Source organism: Aerococcus sp. UMB7834, from assembly GCF_030215145.1.
Classification (GTDB): Bacteria; Bacillota; Bacilli; order Lactobacillales; family Aerococcaceae; genus Aerococcus.
Window position 1 is genome coordinate 86,690 of sequence record NZ_JASOLI010000001.1, and the last position, 18,664, is coordinate 105,353.

General features: G+C 48.9%; 17 protein-coding genes. 7 read left to right on the top strand and 10 right to left on the bottom strand.

Features of this window, described 5'->3' with window-relative positions; genetic code table 11:
- Positions 1–141: 141 nt before the first annotated feature.
- Positions 142–576, bottom strand: coding sequence for a Fur family transcriptional regulator (locus QP339_RS00420; protein WP_070619596.1), 435 nt, complete (start codon positions 574–576; stop codon positions 142–144).
- Between the two features lie 132 nt (positions 577–708).
- Between QP339_RS00420 and QP339_RS00425 the strand changes: the two genes are divergently transcribed.
- The gene (locus tag QP339_RS00425) at positions 709–1,539 is read left to right on the top strand and encodes a pyruvate, water dikinase regulatory protein (RefSeq protein WP_070619599.1); all 831 of its coding nucleotides are present in this window, start codon (positions 709–711) and stop codon (positions 1,537–1,539) included.
- A 52-nt stretch (positions 1,540–1,591) separates the two neighbouring features.
- Here the strand turns inward: QP339_RS00425 and QP339_RS00430 are convergent, their stop codons facing one another.
- From QP339_RS00430 to hisS, 4 genes are read right to left on the bottom strand one after another with little or no spacing between them, the layout of a single operon-like run.
- Positions 1,592–2,233: an RDD family protein gene (locus tag QP339_RS00430; RefSeq protein ID WP_284909945.1), complete on the bottom strand. Its 642-nt coding sequence runs from the start codon at positions 2,231–2,233 to the stop codon at positions 1,592–1,594.
- Positions 2,234–2,235: 2 nt separating this feature from the next.
- On the bottom strand, positions 2,236–3,243 hold the full coding sequence (sppA, locus tag QP339_RS00435) for a signal peptide peptidase SppA (RefSeq protein WP_284909946.1): 1,008 nt from the start codon (positions 3,241–3,243) through the stop codon (positions 2,236–2,238).
- Between the two features lie 37 nt (positions 3,244–3,280).
- The gene (gene aspS / locus QP339_RS00440; RefSeq protein ID WP_284909947.1) at positions 3,281–5,050 is read right to left on the bottom strand and encodes an aspartate--tRNA ligase; all 1,770 of its coding nucleotides are present in this window, start codon (positions 5,048–5,050) and stop codon (positions 3,281–3,283) included.
- An 11-nt stretch (positions 5,051–5,061) separates the two neighbouring features.
- A complete protein-coding gene (gene hisS, locus QP339_RS00445) occupies positions 5,062–6,357 on the bottom strand; it encodes a histidine--tRNA ligase (protein ID WP_284909948.1) in 1,296 nt (431 codons plus the stop codon).
- A gap of 459 nt (positions 6,358–6,816) precedes the next feature.
- Between hisS and QP339_RS00450 the strand changes: the two genes are divergently transcribed.
- Positions 6,817–8,253, top strand: coding sequence for an N-acetylmuramoyl-L-alanine amidase family protein (locus QP339_RS00450; RefSeq protein WP_284909949.1), 1,437 nt, complete (start codon positions 6,817–6,819; stop codon positions 8,251–8,253).
- A 26-nt stretch (positions 8,254–8,279) separates the two neighbouring features.
- Here the strand turns inward: QP339_RS00450 and QP339_RS00455 are convergent, their stop codons facing one another.
- From QP339_RS00455 to QP339_RS00465, 3 genes are all read right to left on the bottom strand, one after another.
- A complete protein-coding gene (locus QP339_RS00455) occupies positions 8,280–8,738 on the bottom strand; it encodes a hypothetical protein (protein ID WP_067976321.1) in 459 nt (152 codons plus the stop codon).
- A complete protein-coding gene (locus QP339_RS00460; RefSeq protein ID WP_284909950.1) occupies positions 8,735–9,502 on the bottom strand; it encodes a pseudouridine synthase in 768 nt (255 codons plus the stop codon). The genes QP339_RS00455 and QP339_RS00460 overlap by 4 nt, the downstream gene beginning before the upstream one ends.
- A 130-nt stretch (positions 9,503–9,632) precedes the next feature.
- Complete coding sequence (locus tag QP339_RS00465) at positions 9,633–11,315, bottom strand: formate--tetrahydrofolate ligase (RefSeq protein ID WP_070619622.1); 1,683 nt, start codon at positions 11,313–11,315, stop codon at positions 9,633–9,635.
- A gap of 298 nt (positions 11,316–11,613) precedes the next feature.
- Here QP339_RS00465 and QP339_RS00470 point away from each other — a divergent pair, with 298 nt between their 5' ends.
- The 3 genes from QP339_RS00470 to QP339_RS00480 are packed head-to-tail and all read left to right on the top strand — an operon-like array spanning position 11,614 to position 14,202.
- A complete protein-coding gene (locus tag QP339_RS00470) occupies positions 11,614–12,591 on the top strand; it encodes an aromatic acid exporter family protein (RefSeq protein ID WP_284909951.1) in 978 nt (325 codons plus the stop codon).
- Between the two features lie 15 nt (positions 12,592–12,606).
- On the top strand, positions 12,607–13,158 hold the full coding sequence (locus tag QP339_RS00475; RefSeq protein WP_284909952.1) for a cysteine hydrolase family protein: 552 nt from the start codon (positions 12,607–12,609) through the stop codon (positions 13,156–13,158).
- 39 nt (positions 13,159–13,197) lie between these two features.
- Positions 13,198–14,202 (top strand): biotin--[acetyl-CoA-carboxylase] ligase, encoded by a 1,005-nt coding sequence (locus QP339_RS00480; RefSeq protein WP_284909953.1) that lies wholly within the window; start codon positions 13,198–13,200, stop codon positions 14,200–14,202.
- Between the two features lie 334 nt (positions 14,203–14,536).
- On the opposite strand, the gene QP339_RS00485 is transcribed toward QP339_RS00480, so the two are convergent.
- Entirely contained in the window at positions 14,537–15,364 is an 828-nt protein-coding gene (locus QP339_RS00485; protein ID WP_284909954.1) for an ADP-ribosylglycohydrolase family protein, read from the bottom strand.
- A 75-nt stretch (positions 15,365–15,439) separates the two neighbouring features.
- Here QP339_RS00485 and QP339_RS00490 point away from each other — a divergent pair, with 75 nt between their 5' ends.
- Together QP339_RS00490 and QP339_RS00495 are read left to right on the top strand one after the other, a co-directional pair.
- On the top strand, positions 15,440–16,588 hold the full coding sequence (locus tag QP339_RS00490) for a M20 family metallopeptidase (RefSeq protein WP_284909956.1): 1,149 nt from the start codon (positions 15,440–15,442) through the stop codon (positions 16,586–16,588).
- Positions 16,589–16,705: 117 nt separating this feature from the next.
- The gene (locus QP339_RS00495; RefSeq protein ID WP_284909957.1) at positions 16,706–17,665 is read left to right on the top strand and encodes a 2-keto-3-deoxygluconate permease; all 960 of its coding nucleotides are present in this window, start codon (positions 16,706–16,708) and stop codon (positions 17,663–17,665) included.
- A gap of 544 nt (positions 17,666–18,209) precedes the next feature.
- Here QP339_RS00495 and dtd read toward each other — a convergent pair.
- Positions 18,210–18,656 (bottom strand): D-aminoacyl-tRNA deacylase, encoded by a 447-nt coding sequence (dtd, locus tag QP339_RS00500; RefSeq protein WP_284909958.1) that lies wholly within the window; start codon positions 18,654–18,656, stop codon positions 18,210–18,212.
- Positions 18,657–18,664: the final 8 nt, after the last annotated feature.

Below are 18,664 nucleotides of genomic sequence, written 5' to 3' on the forward strand. Positions count from 1 at the left end.
GTCAACCACCCCCTGGATTTTTATGACTTCTATTATCTACGCTTTCAAAGAATTAAAGCTAATATGAGGAGCAGAAATAGAAGTCGTCTATATTTTCCATTTGATTGTGACTCCTCAAGCCTTTAGTCCTGAATTTCCCTCTTATTTCTTTTGCTTACTGCAGTCTGCGCACAGGCCCATAATCTTGAAATCGTGGCTGTGGATTTCGGCGCCGGGCACCTGGTCGGAGAAGAAATCCAAGGGGCACATTTCAAGCGGGAAAGCGCGGCCGCAGTTCTCACAGATGAAGTGGTGGTGGTGGCCAATTTCAGGGTCGCAGTGCTTGCGGAATAACATTTCCCCGTTCACATCAGTTTCTTCTAAGAAATGAAAGTCACTGAAGAGCTTCAGGTTGCGGTAGATGGTGTCGAAGCTCATCCCCGGATACTTGTCTTCCATAGCCTGTTGGACTTCTTTAGCGGTCAAATACTGGCCCTCTGCTTGGTCAAAAGCCGCTAAGAGATCAGCCCGTCTTTGGGTATACTTGTAGCCCGCATCTTTGAGTTCATCCATGGACTCCGTCACAAAATTTGTCATCATTAAGCCCCCTTTTGTGACCTGATTATAACACAGGATAGGCTTAGATGACTAATAATTCATTTGTCTTAGGCTGGGCCCGGCTCCTCAGCTATGCTATAATGGGGCCACTATCAATGGAGGGTGAAGTCTATGAGTGAAGACCAAACAAAAATTTTTTATGTCCTATCCGATGCAGTGGGAACCATTGCTAAGGATGCCTTGAACAACGCCTTTGTCCAGTTTCCGAATATCGAATACAAGGTGCGCATCTTTCCCTTTGTCCAGTATACGGACTATCTCAAACGGATTCTGAAATCAGCTAAAGACTGCCAGGCTAGCATTATTTCCACCTTTATCAAGCAAGAATTAGAGGAAATGGCCAGTAACTACTGTGAGGCTAATGACCTCTTCTACTACAACTTAATCGATCCCCTCGTCCAACATATCGCTAAGGAAGCGGACCAGGCTCCCCGGCAGAAACCAGGCAATAAGAAGGCCTTGGATAAGGACTACTACCGGCGGATCGAAGCCATTGAATTCGCAGTCAAGAACGATGATGGCAAGCACCCCGCTGACTTCAAGAAGGCGGATATTGTCCTCTTAGGGATTTCCCGGACCTCGAAGACTCCGCTCAGTCTCTTTCTCGCCAACCAGGGCTACAGGGTCACCAACCTCCCCCTAGTTCCCGAAGCCCACTTACCTGAAGAGCTCTATGAAGTTGACCCTAAAAAAATAATCGGACTAACCAATGATGTCAATGTCCTCAACAAGTTTCGAAGGGAACGCCTCCGCTCTTACGGCATCCAGGAGCTGGGCCGCTATAGTGACGACCAGCGTATCCAAAAAGAACTGGACTATGCAGATCAGATTTACGCTGAACTCGGCTGCCCGGTCATCAATGTTGCCGACCGGAGCATCGAAGAAACCGCCACCCTCATTCTCATGTTCCTCAATTTCCAAGAAAAAGAGGTTGAAGATTAAAAAAAGGCCGCCTAGTCACACTTAAACAGTGACTAGGCGGCCTTTTTATCGCTTAAATCCGATTCTCTTCATAGAGGAAGCGGAATTGGTCTAGGGCGACGACATTGGTGTCGGTAAAGAAGTCCATGAAATTCTGCCGCTTAGGCGTAACGACCACAAAGAGGCCGAGAATGGGCAAATTGCTTAGGATCAGCTTGCCTAAACCCTCGCGGACAAAACAAGTGCCAAAATTCAAGCGGTACTGGTCCGCCTTAACAACTTGTAGCTTGAAGAGGGCCTTGCCCAGGGTCTGGCCGTTTAATAGATATGAGGCCAGGCTAAAGTAGACCACTAAAACTAACTGCCACGCTAAATAGTTTACTAAGGGCCACTGAACCAGGTAGGCATCAGGCAGAAAGGTCAGGACACAGGCCAAGAGGATGGCTTGGAGGGCCCCCACAAAGATCAGGTCCACGAGAAAGGCCCAGAGCCGGATCCAAAAGCCAGCATAGAGTTTGCGGCTAAAGCCGTTGACTAGGTTGCGGTCGACATGGCGGCGGTAGGACATGAGTAGGTCTTGGCCCGATAGTTTCTGGGCCTTCTTTTGCTTATCATGTCGGATAGCCTCTGCCTCCCCTTCTAAACGGCCGTGGTAGAGCTGGTCATTGAGTTGGGGCAGAGGTCCTTGGAGCTTGTCATCTCTTTCCTTGGCCATCTTTAAACACCTCCGTAGAGATAGTAGGCTTGAGGGGTGTTTTGGTGGAGGGCCTGGCCTTGGAGAGTGTCCCAGTTAGGGATGACGCTTTTGAGATCCAAGGATTTGGAGAAGAGACCGAGGATGGAGTCCATTTCGGAAGCCTTAGGTGTTACATCAACGACTTCAGCTTCTTCTAAGGATTGGTCCTTTTTGAGGGCAGCTAAGGCGTCGGCTTGGTAGCCCATCTCATCGATGAGGCCATTATCCTTCGCCTGCTTGCCGGAATAAACCCGCCCATCCGCTAATTTGCGGACTTGGTCTTCATCCATGCCTCGCCCATCCGCGACAATGCGGACGAATTCGTCGTAGGATTCCTTGATCAGGCCATCAAAGATCTTCTTCTCTTCGTCAGAAGCATCCTTGAAGGGACTGCCCATATCCTTCTGGTCACCAGACTTGTAGACTTCCATCTTGAAGCCGTGCTCGTCCATGAAGTCCTTGACATTGAGCGAGGACATGATGACCCCAATAGAGCCGGTAGTTGTATTGTTATCGGCAAAGATCTTATCCCCTGCCATGGAGATCATATAGCCCCCGCTGGCGGCCATCGATCCCATGCTAACATAGATGGGCAGCTGGCGGTCGTCTTTTAAGTCATTAAGTGCGCGGTAGAGTTCCTGGCTGTGGTAGGTGGTCCCACCTGGCGAATCAACAACTAGGAGCAAGGCTTTGACGCTGTCGTCTTCCTTGAGGTCAGCAATCTGGTCCAGGACTTCCTGGTGGCGGTAACCAGTCCCTTGCAAGCTAGAGCCATCGCCTGTATCCGCTATGGTACCTTCCACCTTGAGGACGGCAATCCGTTGACTCGAATTTCCGCTCTCAAGGACCTCTTCCTTACCCGCAAAGGGCTTGCTCAATTCCTCCCAATTGACTTCTTTAAGTCGCTCTTGGCTTTGTCGGCGGCTAGCAAGTCCGAGAATCAAGAGTAAAGCAGCCACAATGACCAAAATCCATGATTTGGCTTTCATTTACAAGCTCTCCTTCCTTTGACACTTAAATTGTAGCTTAGTCCACATCGATGCGAGTCACTTCAAGACTCAAGTCGTTTAATTGGTCTTGGGAAACTTCACTAGGCGCATTTGTCAATGGATCGAAGGCGCGGCCATTCTTAGGGAAGGCCATGACTTCACGAATGTTATCTTCGCCGGCTAAAAGCATCACTAAACGGTCGAGACCAATCGCTAAGCCGCCGTGTGGTGGGAAGCCGTATTCCAAGGCGTCCAGTAAGAAGCCGAATTGTTCATTGGCGCTCTCTTCGCTGAAGCCTAATGCTTCTAACATTTGGACCTGGATATCTTTTTGGTGGATACGGATGGACCCGCCCCCGATTTCATAGCCGTTGAGGACGATGTCATAGGCTTGGGCATAGACTTCTTCCGGTTGGCTGCTTAACTTGTCGAGATCTTCTTCATTAGGCATGGTGAAGGGATGGTGCATGGCATTGTAGCGGCCTTCTTGTTCATCATACTCGAGCAGTGGCCAATTTACGACCCAGAGGAAGTTGAATTGGTTCTTGTCCATTAATCCTAGTTCGCGGGCAAATTTCAAGCGAATTTCGGACAGGGATTGGTGGACCACACTGGCCTTGTCAGCTAAGAAGAGGAGGATATCCCCTGCTTCTGCTTGGAGACGGTCAACAAGTGGATCCGGATTTTCCTTGAAGAATTTACCGATCGGACCAGTCAAGCCTTCTTCACTGACCTTAATCCAAGCGACCCCTTTGGCACCATATGTGCCGGCGAAGTCAGTTAAGCCGTCTAAGTCCTTACGAGAGTACTGGTCAGCTGCACCTTTGACATTGATGGCTTTGACCATACCGCCATTTTCGATGGCTTGGTTGAAGACCTTCAATTCATACTGGCTGACCACGTCCGATACATCCACTAATTTCATGCCGAAACGGGTGTCGGGTTTGTCTGTCCCGTAATAATTCATGGCGTCATCATAGGAAATAATAGGGAAGTCTTCGGTAATTTCAACGCCCCGGGTTTCTTTCATGACATCTTTAAGCATGGCTTCGACGATCTCACGAATTTCTTCCTGGCTGAGGAAGCTGGTTTCCAAGTCCACTTGGGTAAATTCTGGTTGGCGGTCCCCCCGCAAGTCTTCATCACGGAAGCAACGAACGATTTGGTAGTAGCGGTCCATACCTGAAGCCATTAGCAATTGTTTGAAGAGCTGAGGTGACTGAGGCAGAGCATAGAATTCACCAGGGTGGACACGGGAAGGAACCAAGTAGTCGCGGGCGCCTTCTGGTGTTGACTTGGTCAGGTAAGGGGTCTCAATATCCAAGAAGCCTTCTTTTTCAAGGAAGCGGCGGATGGCTTGGGTGACTTTCGCACGTAAAACAATATTAGCGTTCATTTCAGGGCGGCGGAGATCCACATAGCGGTATTTCAAGCGGATATCATCGTTCACATCGATGTCGTCCTCTACCATGAATGGTGGGGTCTTAGCCTTGTTTAAGATAGTCAATTCTTTGACCATGACTTCGATGTCCCCATTCTTAATCTTAGGGTTAACCATGTCTTCGTCACGGTTGATGACGTCACCAGTCACTTCGATGACATATTCAGACCGTAATTTTTCCGCTTGGTCGAAGTGGTCCCCTAAATTTTCTACGTTGAAAACCACTTGAACGAAGCCTTCACGGTCTCTCAGGTCAACGAAGATTACCCCACCAAGGTCCCGGCGTTTTTGTACCCAGCCCTTGAGTGTGACCGTCTGGCCGACTAATTCTTTAGATACATTTCCACAATATGTTGTACGTTTCATCTTGTTCCTCCTTATGCATTAGCATGAAAACTTGCAATAACATCTGAAAATTGTTCTTTAATTTGGTCAATGGCGAATTTTTTCTCCTCGCCCGAAGCCATGTCTTTAACATTGAGGGCCCCTTCTTCTAATTCGCTCTCACCCAGAGTAATCACGAACTTGGCGCCCAACTTATCGGCATCCCGGAATTGCTTGCCCGGCTTGCGGTGCTTGTAATCGAGCTGACAGGAATAGCCCTGTTGGCGGATGGCCTCAATTAAGGGCAGGCTGTTTGCAACCTGGATCCCTGGAATAGTCACCAAGTAGACATCTAAAGGATCCGTGTCAGGCAAGGCCACTTCTTGGGCTTCCAAGAGGAGCATGAGCCGCTCTAAACCAATCGCAAAGCCAAAACCTGGTACATCCTGCTTTCCATCTGAGAGTTCCTTAACAAGTCCTGAATAAGACCCGCCCCCGCAGATAGTGGTTTCTGCTCCGAAAACTTCATTCTTGGTCATGATCTCAAAGATGGTATCTTGGTAGTAGTCCAAGCCCCGGACCATATTGGCATCGATCCGGTAAGGAATCCCTAATTGATCGAGAAGGCTTTGGACTAGGTCAAAGCGTTCCTTAGATTCTTCGGATAAGAAGTCCAGAATACTTGGCGCATCCTTTACAATCTCCTTGTCCTTAGGGTCCTTGCTATCGAGGACGCGCAGAGGATTCTTGTGGAGCCGGGTCTTGGAGTCTTCACTCAACTGGTCTTCGAAGGGCTCCAGATAGTCAATGAGAGCCTGGCGGTAGGCTATACGTGAATCGATATCGCCCAGTGAGTTAATCACTAATTCCAAGTCAGAAATCCCTAAGCCTGTGAGAATTTCCCAAGCCAGGGCGATAGTTTCCACATCAATGAGTGCCTGGGAATCGCCGAAGACCTCCACTCCTAATTGGTTGAACTGGCGCTGGCGCCCACCCTGGGGCCGCTCATAGCGGAACATCGGGCTCAGATAGTAGACCTTGTAAGGATGATGGTGTTCTGGGCCATAAAGTTTGTTTTCAATATAGGCCCGAACAACCGGTGCCGTCCCTTCTGGCTTGAGGGCAATATGGCGATCGCCCTTGTCTTTAAAGTCATACATTTCTTTAGAGACCACGTCTGAGGTCTCTCCCACTCCCCGTGCGAAGAGTTCGTAGTGCTCAAACATCGGTGTTCGAATTTCACGGAAGCGGTAGCGGCTCAGGATCGCCCGAGCCTTGTCTTCTACATAATGCCACTTGGCAATTTCTTCAGGTAAAATATCAACCGTTCCTTTTGGTCGCTGAATCATTCACATCCCCCTTAATCATTCCATAAAAAAATCCCTATCCTGAAAAACAGGATAAGGACGAAAGTTTCGTGGTACCACCTTAATTATTCTAGCTATTGGCTAGAAATCTCTAGCGCGTAACGTGCGCAACGGAGTCTTCACTCACCTCCAGAGTGTCCAACTTAAGTCAAGAATAAATGCTTACACCCTCCGCATTCTCTCTAGGGATTCTCTCCATAAGTCATTCTCTTTCAACGGTTTTATCAGTAACTAGCTTAACCAATCTTTAGACAAAAGTCAATTTAAAAATCTTTCCCAACCGGGACTTTTTGTTTCGGGCAAGAGATAGAAGCCATCCTCTCCCAGTCAGCCCCAAGTGCTAACTAAGTTTTAGCTCAAGCTTTTTTGTCTTTTGAATTGCGCTCTTTTTAATTAAAGGGTAAACTTATAGAAAGAAACCATTCAGAAAGGGGGTTGAAAATGAACTGGAAAGACCATTGGGAAGCCAGGCGGGGCCATTATTTTATCTACAGCTTGGTCGTCATCCTGGTCTTGTTGGGGGCTTTTTTAACGATTTTTCACCTAAGTCAAAACCAGCAGAAGAAGACCCAGGCTGACCTGATCAACCTCCGCCAGGGACCCGGTATTACTTATGACATCAAGGAACAAGTCAAGAAGGGAACGGGCTACCAAGTGATGCGGGAGGCCAATGACTGGCTTTATGTCCGCCTGGCTAATGGACAGACAGGTTGGCTGCCTAGCTGGCTCATGCCCCAGGGCCAAGATGACAAAGACCGGGGCTTTATCGCAACCGTGATCGACGACCAGGTCCCTATCCTCTCTCAGGCCAAAGATGGCGACAAGCTTGGCGAGGCTAAGCAAGGCGATAAGTTCACCATTCTCTACCAGGACAAGGGATGGATCCAAGTCCAATTCCAAAATGAAACTGCCTGGATCGACCAGAGCGCTATCGACATCACGCCCGGTACGATTGCTAACGAGTACATTACCAGCCTGTCCGAGGACGAGCAGGCGGCCGTCGATAACTTACTCAAGGATTATCCCGCTAAGGTCGTGGCCACCGCAGCTGGCGTCAATATCCGGGAGGCACCGACCAATGAGTCCGATGTGATCTACAAGGGCAAGATGAACGAGGGCTTCGCCTACCTAGGCCAAGAGGACGTCTACTACAAGGTCAAGACCAAGGACGGCCAAGAAGGCTACCTGGCCAACTGGCTGGCCAAGTCCGACGCCACGGAAATGTCCAAGAAAGCCCAGGAAGCAGAAGCTACAACCACTCTCAGCCAAAAAACCATCGTGCTCGACCCAGGCCACGGGGGCAAGGACCCAGGTGCTATCTCCGATGACGAAAAAGTCTATGAAAAAGACATTGCCCTAGCCTCGGCTCAGATCCTCAAGGAAAAACTGGAAGCGGCCGGTGCCAAGGTCATCATGACCCGGGAGGACGACCAATTCATCGAACTGGCTGACCGGGGTCGACTCTACAATGAAGTCAACGGCGACCTCTTCCTCAGCCTCCACTACGATTCGGCAGCTGAAGCGACCGTCAGCGGTAATACCGTCTACTATTACGATGAAGCCTCGATTCCAGTAGCCCAAGAGCTCCAAAGTCAGCTCATCGAACAGATGAATGTGCCCAATAATGGGATCGAATTCGGGAACTTCCAGGTCATCCGGGACTCCCATCCCCCTGCCCTTCTCTTAGAGCTCGGTTACATGTCCAACCCTAATGATGTGCAGAAATTTAGCCAAAAAGACTACCACGAGCGGGTCGCTCAAGCCGTCTACAACGGCCTGGTCTGCTACTTCCAAGAAGGCGGCAATAGCCAGGGCCAGAGTGTCCCAGCCTCTAGCGATCAAAAGCAAGCAAATGAAAACGCCTCAGCAGCTTCATAAGAAACTGCTAAGGCGTTTTTTTAATTTTAAGCTTTAGGAGGACGTTGGTCCAAGTTGCGGATCAAACGGCCCCGTTCGTCATAGACGTGGTCGCGGGCTTTTTGGCTGCTAGCCATGCTCAGAATCAGGCGGTCGCGGTAGGGTTCGGCCAATTCGTCAAAGAGAAATTCCTCATCGTGGAGGTTGTATTTTTTACGGTTGGCTTCGTTTTCGCCTTCTGAACGCAGTTTGTATTGGCGGCTAGGAAGTTCTTGGTCGCTTTCTTCCTTTTCCACCCGGTAGACATAGTTGTCGTCATCGTAGGTGATCTCCAAAGCACCGGTATTGGTGCGCTCGTAGTTGACATTATCGTACTTGTCCTTCTGCAGCTCCCACCAAGCCTTGATGCCCTCGATAGCTTCTTCTTCGCTCTTATAAGAGCCGTGTTGTTTGCGGACGCCGTGGCGTTTATTTTCCCAGTAAACGGTATAGATGGTCTGTGTCATTTTTGGTCTTCCTTTCTTTGCGAGGCCCTGGCCTCAGTTTCATCTAAGTGGAGTAAAGCGAGAAGGCTGGCCTTGTCTACTTCCTGGTAGTCTCCCCGGTCCAGGTCAGGGTCTAAGCGCAAGCCGCCCATGCGGAGGCGCTTGAGATAGGTCACTTCCTTACCGACCGCTTGGAACATCCGCTTGACCTGGTGGAACTTCCCTTCATGGAGGATGAGACGAATCTGGCTCCTCCCAGAATCCAGGTCGACCTGGTCAATAAAGAGTTCAGCAGGCAGGCAAGTTTCTCCTTGGTCAATGGCCAGGCCGGAAGCGAAAGCCGCCTGGTCTTCAGCAGTCACTATGCCTGCAATTTCCGCATAGTATTCCTTGTCCACCTTCTTGCGTGGGGACAGGAGGTCATGACTGAGCTGGCCATCATTCGTGATCAAAAGCAGGCCTTCTGTGTCCTTATCCAAGCGCCCCACAGGGAAGGGATCGTAGATTTGGACCAGGTCTTGGGGCAGAAGATCAGTAACAATGGCTGTCTGCCCGTCCTTAGTCGTAGACATATAACCTGCTGGCTTGTGCAAGATAAAATAAATGAAGGGTTGGTAGCGGACGCTCTCCCCATCCAAGCTGACCAGATCCTGGTCTGGATCCAAGTGTTGGTCAACTTTTTTAAGCGTCTGACCGTTCACTTGGACGCGCCCTTTTTTGATGGCTTGCTTGGCCTCCTTGCGGCTTAAGAGCGTGTAATTGGCAATTAATTTATCTAAGCGCATAACTAGCCTCCTCCACTTTTTTGATCTTATTCTATTTTAACATATGTCTAAATAAAAAGCCTGACCTAGCCCAGTAAAAAAGGAGACAGGACAAAACTGTCTCCCAATTTTTTATCAAATGAGTAAAGACTTAGAAAAGCCCTTCAATGGTACCGTCTTCTTTAATATCCATCTTCATAGCAGCTGGTTCTTTTGGCAGACCGGGCATGGTCATCACGTCTCCTGTCAGAGCAACAATAAAGCCAGCCCCAATCTTAGGCACAAATTCACGGATATGGATATCGAAGTCGCTTGGACGAGCTACCTTACTAGGGTCATCAGTCAGCGAATACTGGGTTTTAGCCATACAGATTGGCAAGTGACCCCAACCATTCTTCTCGAAATCAGCAATTTGTTTTTCGGCTTTGGATTCATAAACGACGCCGCGGCCCCCATATACCTTCGTTACAATGGCATCGAGTTTTTCTTTGATGCTGGTATTTTCAGCGTCATATAAAGGTTTAAATTCAGGATTTCCGGCTTGGTCGATGAGTTCAACGACTTCCTTGGCTAGGTCAACACCACCTTCACCACCATTTTCCCAGACGGATGCTTTGACGAATGGCACATTGAGCTGGTCACAAGCTTCTTGGACAGCAGCAATTTCTGCTTCCGTATCGGTAACGAATTCATTTAAAGCGACAACAACTGGTACATTGTAGCCTTGCATGGTTTCGATGTGTTTTTCTAAGTTCACCACACCGGCTTTAACAGCTTCCACATCTTCACCGGCATCCTTCAATTCTTTCTTCGGAATGCCCCCGTGCATCTTCATCGAACGGATCGTGGTTACAATAACCACAGCATCCGGCGTCTTACCGAGGTTAGGAGTCACGATGTCCATGAATTTTTCCCCACCTAGGTCAGCACCGAAACCAGCCTCAGTTACCGCATAGTCAGCCAGTTTCAAGGCTGCCTTGGTGGCGATAATGGAGTTACAGCCATGGGCGATATTGGCAAAGGGCCCCCCGTGGACTAAAGCTGGCGTATGTTCTAAGGTTTGTACCAAGTTAGGTTCGATCGCGTCTTTCATAATTAGGGTCATGGCACCAGCGCAGCCCAATTGTTCAACCGTCACAGGTTCCTTGTCCCGGGTTTCCCCGATAACGATCCGGTTGAAGCGGTCTCTCAGGTCACTTAAGTCAGTAGCCAAGCAGAGGGCTGCCATTACTTCGGAAGCCACTGTAATATCAAAACCATCCTCGCGTGGATAACCGTTGCCTGGTCCACCCAGACCAACGACCACATGCCGCAAGTTCCGGTCGTTCATGTCAACGACACGCTTCCAAGTAATCCGGCGGTTGTCAATATTCAATTTATTGCCTTGGTGGATGTGGTTATCAATCACAGCTGATAGTAAGTTGTTGGCGGTTGTGATGGCATGCATGTCCCCCGTAAAGTGCATATTGATATCTTCCATCGGCACAACTTGGGCATAGCCCCCACCAGCAGCGCCGCCCTTCAAGCCGAAAGTCGGGCCAAATGAAGGTTCACGAAGAGCCACCATGGATTTCTTTCCAATTTTTTGCAGGGCATCCCCTAGACCGACTGTAATTGTGGTTTTCCCCTCACCAGCTGCCGTTGGGTTAATAGCGGTGACCAGGATTAACTTACCATCTTCTCGATCTTGGATTTGATCCAGAGTTCTTTGAGGGATTTTGGCCTTATAGAGTCCGTATTGGTCTAAATCGCTTTCCTTAAAGCCGAGGCCTTCAGCAATCTCAGTGATTCGCTTCGGTTCATTTTGCTGGGCAATTTGAATATCCGTTAACATATAATGACTCCTCCTTTAAAATTAACTAAATCAATTATAACATGTTTAAGCGCTTACACAAATAGTCTGCTCATCTCGATTGAAAGTTAAGAAAAAAGTTTCACTGAAAAAACCAGATTCTGCCAAATAAAAGTAAATTTCCAGTGTATAGTCTGCTTAGCTTTGCTTTATTTTAGTGATTAAAGCAGTTAAAATGAATACAATTATTGTATATTTCTTTCAACTGGACTCTCAGGCTTTTCTAGGGAGTTTTTGCTATAATAAGTTTATTAGAATTAAAGGAGGACTGATCGAACCAATGACCTTGCATTTAATTAAAGCCCTCAAGTACGGGGTGGCGACCTTCTTTGCCATCTTCCTGGCCCAGTGGCTCCATTTAGATTATGCGGTTTCCGCTGGCATTATCGCTATCCTGACCTTAGCTGACACTAACCAACAAACCGTCCATTATATCGGAAATATTAGCCTGGCCATGGTCTTAAGCTTGACTGTTGCTAGACTGCTTTTTTATTACCTAGGATTTACCGTTTGGGTCTTTGCCCTCTATCTTTTGATCACCTATCCACTGGCCGCCTGGATGAAGTCGGGGAATGCCATTGCTCCTTGTGCGGTATCGGTCTCCCACTTGCTTTTGGACCAGACCATAGCTTTTCCCGACTTGATGAACGAGTTTCTACTTCTCATCATCGGGACCGGGATCGCCCTCTTGGTTAACTTCCTCCAACCTTCCCACCAAAAGGAAATGGCCCAGTTAAAAGAGACGATTGAAGACCGGATGCGGACGGTCCTTTGCTCCTATGCCGATCAATTAGACCAAGGCACTTTCTTTGAGCAAGATCATTTTGTTTTGGTCCTCCACGAACTCAGCCAGCTCATCCAAGATGGGCAAGGTCTGGCTGCCAGGGAGAATGCCAACCGAATGAACCAGGATACCCTATACTATAAGCAGTATTTTGCCATGCGCCAGGCCCAAAGCAATGTTCTCTACCAGATAGCGGAGAGCTTGCAGCGGCTCGACCAGAAGACCTCCCAGCACCAGGATTTAGCCCAGTTTCTCATCCACGTGTCCGAACAGCTGAACGAGCGCAATCCAGCTTTGGGACTAAGCGCAGAATTGGACCAGCTCATTAAGACTTACAGGGAGAGCGACCTGCCCCAGACCCGCAAAGAATTTGAGCTCCGGGCTACCCTCTTCGCGATCTTGACAGATTGCAAAAAATTCTTAAAATTAAAGAAAAACTTCTACTATGAAAGCAATTTTATCTATTCACATTAAAAGGAGAATCTCACCATGAAAGAAGCCTTAATTAACATTGACTACACCAACGATTTTGTCGCAGACGATGGCAGTTTAACCTGTGGCCAACCCGGTCAGGCTATCGAAGACAAGATCTGTGACTTAACGGAGCGCTTTATCCAAGATCAAGAATTTGTGGTCTTTGCTATCGATAGCCACCAAAAAGATGATCCCTACCATCCCGAGAGCCGGCTCTTCCCAAGCCATAATATCCAAGGCAGCCAGGGTCAAGAGCTCTACGGACGTCTCGCTGGCATCTACCAAGGGGCCAAGGACCAAGCCCATGTCTACTATATGGAAAAGACTCGCTACTCCGCCTTTGCGGGGACCAATCTCGATATGAAACTGCGGGAGCGCCATATCCAAACCCTCCACTTAGTTGGGGTCTGCACCGATATCTGTATCCTCCATACTGCTGTGGACGCCTATAATCTGGGCTATCAATTAGTAATCCACCCCACAGCCGTGGCAAGTTTCAACCAAGCAGGCCACGACTGGGCCCTAACCCACTTCGAGACCTGCCTAGACGCCAAAATTGTCGATTAGGCAAGACAGTTAAATCATTTACAACAAAGGAGTCTTATTATGAATTCACAGCAAAAAGTCCTCGATCATCTCTTAAAAGCGGATGGTGCTTATCTGTCTGGACAGAAGCTGGCTGAAATATTAGGGGTTTCTCGCAATGCCATCTGGAAAGCCATCCAAGCTCTCAAAGACCAGGGCTATCAAATTTCTTCGACCCCCAATAAGGGCTACCGGCTAGAAAGTCTGAGCGATGACTTGGACCCCCAACAAATCGACCACTTCCTCAAGCAAGCAGTCGGCTCGTTTGACATAGCTTATGAGGTCCGCCCCAGCATGAGCTCGACTAATGACTTGATGAAAGAGGCCCTAGCCCACAGCCAGGCGGATTATCTCTTGTACGCCACCCAACAGCAGACCAAGGGCCGAGGACGGCGAGGCAAGGCCTATTATTGCGACCTGGCAGAAGGTCTCTATTTCACCCTGGCCCTCCGCCCCCATCAGGTGAAACTCCAGGACGTGCCTATGTACACCATCCTGGCAGCGACTGCTGTTGTCGAGACCATTGAAAGCTATGTCGACGACCAGTGCGAGATCAAATGGGTGAATGACATCTTCTACCACAAGCGCAAGATCACTGGCATCTTGAGCGAAATGATTAGCTCCATTGAAGCGGCTGATACCTCCGCTGTCATGATTGGAATTGGAATCAACCTAGCGGGTTCCTTTGAAGACTCAGACCCCGCTGTTCGAGAAGTCGCAGGCACCATTTTTGGTCAAGAAACTCCAGAAGACTTCAATATCAACCAATTCTTAGCACAAATTGTGAGCCGAATCTTGACCTACCATGCCAACTTCGATGACAAAGCCTTTTTCCCCTTATACAAGGACCGGCTCATGGGCGTAGGCAAGGAGGTTTCCTACCAGTACAATGGCGACTGGCAGTCTGGAATCATCGTTGGCGTCAATCCCGAAGGCCAGCTGATCATTGCCAAAGCCAATGGCAAAAAAGAAATCCTCTATGGCCAGGATATCCATTTCTCTAGTCAGCAATTTAGAAATTTATAAACAGGGTGTGAGCAAGAGCGTTCAGCTTTGGATGCTTGGAGTAAGTTAGGATAAGGGCAAGCCACGCTTGCACGTTCCCAACTTGCGAAAGCACTCCCAAGCTGCTCTTGCGAACCCGACTACAGGGTGTGAGCAAGAGCGGTTAGCTTTGGATGCTTGGAGTAAGTCAATCGGACAGCTGGACTAGAGTCCTCACTTCACTCCCCAATCCTTAATAAAAGCAGCTGGACGCTAATATGGTCCAGCTGCTTTTTTATGGCTTGCAATGGCCGAGCGATCCAATGATCCGGCTTAAAGGACCTTTATCCAATTGATCAAGGCCAAATCCCCCTAGTTAAGCCTGGTATTTTCGGCAAAAATCTTGCCAGGCTTGGTAAAGGGCGGCTTGGTCGTCATCAAGATAGGACAGGGCCTGGTCTGCAATAGCCTGAGGAATGGGATAGAGGTAGGCAGCCATGGCACCGGCCATGGAAGCGATGGTGTCAGAGTCCCCGCCTAGGGAAACGGCCAGGCGCAAGCAGTCTTCGAAATCCTCGCTATCCCTTACGGCCACTAGGGCTTGGGGGATAGAGTCAGCACAATTAGCATGGAAGCTGTAATGCGGGCGTAAGTCGTCAATGGTGAAGTTTAAGTCATATACTTCTGTAGCAATTTGTTTGAAAATATCCTCTGGGTCTACTCCCGTCTTCGCCTGGTAAATCGCTAAAGCAAGGGTCCAGGCCCCAAGGAAAGCTTCCTCACTGTCATGACTAATCCCAGTCACTACTGATCCCCAAGCGAGAACTTCTTCTTCGCTTCGCGCTAGGTCAGCGACGGGACTGATCCGCATGCCTGCCCCATTGCCGATACTCTGATAGGGCTGGGGAGTCCGACTATAGATCCAGCGGAAAAAGTTCTTACCATAACCTGCCGTCGGATATTTCCGCCCCCAAGCCTGCATAGACCGCACTGTTTCTTCCTCCAGCAGGGCTAAGAAATCAGCGTCCTTAGCCAAGCCTCCTGCTCTTTCTGCAGTCTGCATCAAGGCCTGGCCCACCGCTAGGGTCATGATCGAATCATCCGTTAGATGACAGTCTGGATGGAAGAGTTCAAAGTCCTTTCCCCGGTAATTATTTAATTCAAAACGTGAGCCTACAATGTCTCCAATGATTGCGCCTAGCATATCTTTCCCCTCTCTAAAACTTTTCAATTTGTAACTTACTAATTTTAAGTGCATAATAAGGTGGAGGTGATCATAATGAATAATGAACAAGCACTCCAATTGCTTCAAGATGTTTTAAAAGTAAACTCAACCAATGGCAATGAAACTGCCGTGGCCGACCTTATAGAACCTATTTTACAGGAGGCAGGCCTAGAAACCAAACGCTATTCCTATAAGGGTGATCGGACCCAGCTTATAGCAACATTAGATAGTGGCGTAGAAGGACCTACGCTCGGCTTAACCGGCCATATGGATGTCGTCCCAGTCGGCGATAACCCTTGGGAGCACGAGCCCTTCGCCGCAGAAATTGAAGACGGGGTCATCTACGGCCGAGGCGCCTGCGATATGAAGGGTGGCCTAATTGCCCTCGTCGCTGCCGCTCTTCGACTAAAAGCCGAAAATCTTCCTAAAAAAGGAAAAATTATCCTAGTCTTTACGGCGGATGAAGAGATGGGTGGTAAGGGCGCCAAGGATTTAGTCGACCAAGACCTCCTCCCCTATGTCGATGCCCTGATCTGTGCCGAACCAACTAACCTCCAAGTGGCGCGGGCCCACAAAGGAGTCTTCTGGCTGTCACTGGAAACTCAAGGCCGGACTGCCCACGGATCGACCCCTAAAAAAGGCGTCAATGCCGTAGAAAAAATGATCAAGTGGCTGGACCGGATCGCTCAGACCTACCATGCCGACGACCACGAAGATGATCTCCTTGGCCAATCGACCATGTCTTTTAACCAAATTTCTGGCGGCAGTGTGGTCAATGTAGTCCCAGACCGTGCCCAAGCCCAGGTGGATATCCGGACCGTGCCTGGCCAAGACCATCCCGAGCTCTACGCTAGTTTTGAACAAATCATCAAAGACTTAGAAGCTGAAGATCCTGACTTTAAGGGACAGATGGACCTCTTCACCAATCTCTATCCCTTGCGGACCGACGACCAAGACCCCCTCGTCCAAATTGCGCTCGAGACATCTAAAGATACCCTCGACCAAGCAGCAGGTTTAGCTGCCTTCAGCGGAGGAACCGATTGCGCGGAATTTATCCGCCACCAAGCCGATATACCAACCATTATTATTGGCCCGGGCCAAAGCTTACATGAACCCGATGAACACATCACCGTCAGTGAATTCTACCAAAGCATCGCCTGGTACCAAGCCATTATCCGCCAGTGGTTTGAACAAAAAGATTAACCGTGTAAAATGAAGGAGAGTATGAGCTTTTGTCGTACTCTCTTTTATTAGCTTGACTTTAAGAAAGGCTTTCTTTAAACTTATAAGCTAGTCAATTTTAAAAGAAAAGAGGTTCTTATGTTAAAGAAAATCAACCAATTACCTGCTGGCATGTTCCTAGTTCCCATGGTCGTCAGCATGGTCTTAATTTCCATTTTTCCCAATATGTACGACCGTTTTGGCGGCACCAGTCAGGCTAGCTTCCAGATGGGGACGCCGGTTGTCATTGGCCTTTTGGTCTTTGCAGCAGGGACGAGTCTTGACCTCAAGCAGATTGTTCCCTTATTAAAGCGCCACCTGCCCATGATCTTATTTAAATTATTTTGGTCAAGCCTCCTGATCTATTTCTACTATCTAGCTTTTGGTAGCCAGAGGATCTTTGGGATTTCACTCTTGAGCTTTGCTTGTGTGATTTATTCCCTGAATCCAGCTGTAGCCCTAGCCATCCATTCCTCATATGGTGACCAGCGTTTTGGGGCGGTCTATGGAATCTTCGGTATCCTGGGTATGTCCTTTACCCCGCTTATTCTCCTGAGTCTGCTTACCGCTGATGGAGGGGCAGGCGGCATTGACTGGAACCCCATTATTTCGATCTTTATTCCTCTTATTGTAGGGATGTCCCTGGGTAACTTGGATCCTGACTTCGCGGACTTCTTTACGCCAATGATCGGCCGCCTCCTGCCCTTCCTCGGTTGGAACTTGGGAGCCGGTATGCGGATCCAAGACGCTCTGGCATCTGGTGGCTCAGGCCTCTTGATGACACTTGCCTTCTTTATTCTGATGCTTCCACTCATTTTCTTTGACCGCTACGTCACCAAGCAGAATGCGGGCATTGATGGAGCAGCGATTTGGAATGTGGCTGGCATGTCTGTCGCCAACCCAGCGCTCATTGGCCTGACCTTACCCGAAACTTTCGGCGATGATGTGGTAGCCGCGACCGCCATCGTGATGATGGTCTGCATCGCCAGCTCCCTCCTCTCCCCGCTTGTCGCCCAAAAGCTCTACCAAAGAAAAGAGACTGTGACTAAAGGCGGTTAGTCCTGACTCTAGGAGCAAGTTTAAAAAAATTCATTAATAAAAAAAGACCGGCCACCATTAGGCCGGTCCACTGATCAAAGGCTAGGATAAGATTCCTGGCCTTTTTTGAAGGGGAATTTTTTGGCTGAGCGCTCTTGCTCTCACCTTTCAGTCGGGTTCGCAAAGGCAGAAAAGGATCGACTTCAGCAAAGTGGAGCGACCGGCTAAAGCCGCTCTTATCCTCTTTGCCTCCAGTCATCCCTATCTAGCCGCCTTTGCTTACACCCTCCAGTTGCGTTCGGTTGCGCAGAAGTGGCTCCCTCACACCCTAGTTGGGCTCAGGCTAGCAGAAATAGCTCCTCTTCACCAAAATCCGTCGAAGGCTTTCATCCTTCTCTGGCTTTTGGCTCCAGAGGTCTATTTCTCCCGCTAGCCTTCACACCCTATCTAGTCGGGTTCGACTTGGCAGGCTTGGAGTGATTTCACAAGTAAGGAACGAACGAATACTTCGCTCTTATCCTTAATTGCTCCAATCATCCAAGCCTAAACCTCAAGTCTCTCACCCTTATTCTTCAGAGTCTAAGATAATAGTTACTGGGCCATCGTTGGTTAGGCTAACTTGCATGTCAGCACCGAACTGGCCTTCTTCGACGTCAAGATCATAGGCTTCGCGTAGTTTTTGATTGAGCGCCAGGTAGATTTTTTCACCGTGGTCGGGATGGGCGGCGTCTACAAAGGAAGGTCGGTTGCCCTTGCGTGTCCGGGCATAGAGGGTGAACTGGGAGATGGAAAGGATCTTGCCGCCTACCTGGTTAATGTCCAGGTTGAGTTTGTCCTCTTCATCAGCAAAAATTCGCATTTTGGCAATTTTTCTTGCCATATAGTCCACCGTTTCCTCGTTGTCGTCATCATGGACACCTACTAGGAGCATGAAACCTTCTTGAATAGCGCCCAAAGTCTGGTCGTCAACACTTACAGATGCTTGGCTAACACGTTGAATAATTACTCGCACAGTCACTC